Here is a 1,298-nt window from a genome sequence, read left to right on the forward strand (position 1 = left end):
CTAGTAGTGCTTTGTTAGGTTTTGGCGTGTCGTTGTGATCATCTACTGTGGATTGTGGTTGACTTCGGTGGTGACTCCGGATGAGATCGATCGGATGCGTCCGCGGCTGGTGGAGTTCGCTGCACGGATGCTGGATGGCCTGCCGCGGTCGGATCAGCGAGCCAAGGGCGAGTTGTATGTACGCGGGTTGTTGACCGATGGTGCGCGCAAGTCGATGCAGCCGATGGCCGAGCGACTGGGGGTGGACCATCAGGGGTTGCAGCAGTTCATCACCTCCTCGACGTGGGACTACCAGCGTGTGCGGGCCAGCGTGTCGGGCTGGGCGGTGGACGCGATCGGTCCGGATGCGTACGTGGTCGATGACACCGGTTTTCCCAAGGATGGCAAGGCTTCACCGTGCGTGGCGCGCCAGTACTCGGGCACGCTGGGCAAGACCGGCAATTGCCAGATCGGGGTGAGTGTGCAGATGGCCACCGACCAGGCCTCGCTGGCGGCGAACTGGCGGCTGTTCTGCCCGGCCTCGTGGGACGACGCCACCATTGACGACCCTGCTGCTGCCGAGCAGGTGCGCCGCCGACGTGCCCGCGCCAGTATCCCTGATGACGTACGGCATCGAGAGAAGTGGCGGCTGGCGCTGGACATGCTCGATGAGATGACCGAGACATGGGACCTGCCGAAGCGACCCGTGGTCGGCGATTCCGGCTACGGCGACGCCACTTTGTTCCGGTTGGGTCTGGACGAGCGCGGCTTCACCTACGTGCTCCAGGTCGATCCGACCGCCACCGCCCACCCCGCCGAGGCCCGTCCGGTCACGCGGCCCTACCACGGTCGTGGCCGCCCGCCCGTGCCCGGCTACCCCGATCCGCCCTCCACCCTGCGCGAACTCGCCCTGGCGGCGGGACGTCACGCCTGCCGCCGCCTCACCTGGCGCACCGGCACGAAGAAGACCACTGACAACCCGACCGCGGCGATGCGTGCGCACTTCCTGGCCATCCGCATCCGCCCGGCCAACCGCAACATCCCCCGCGCCAAAAACGGCAGTCTGCCCGACGCCTGGCTGATCGCCGAATGGCCACCCGATGAGCCCGAGCCGGTCAAGTACTGGCTGTCCAACATGAGTGTCCACACCCCGCTGAAAACCCTGGTTCGACTGGCCAAAATCCGCTGGCGCATCGAACACGACTACCGCGAACTCAAACACGCCCTCGGCCTGGATCACTTCGAAGGACGCTCCTACACCGGCTGGCACCGACACGTCACCCTCACCGTCCTCGCTCAAGCCTTCTGCACCCTGCTCC

1 protein-coding gene is annotated in these 1,298 nt (G+C 66.0%); it reads left to right on the plus strand.

Annotated features, from left to right (window positions below):
- Window positions 1-70 precede the first annotated feature (70 nt).
- On the plus strand, window positions 71-1,298 hold a 1,228-nt coding region (locus E1288_RS46380), incomplete at its 3' end, for an IS701 family transposase (protein ID WP_132495715.1).

Source organism: Saccharopolyspora elongata (assembly GCF_004348985.1).
GTDB lineage: Bacteria > Actinomycetota > Actinomycetes > Mycobacteriales > Pseudonocardiaceae > Saccharopolyspora > Saccharopolyspora elongata.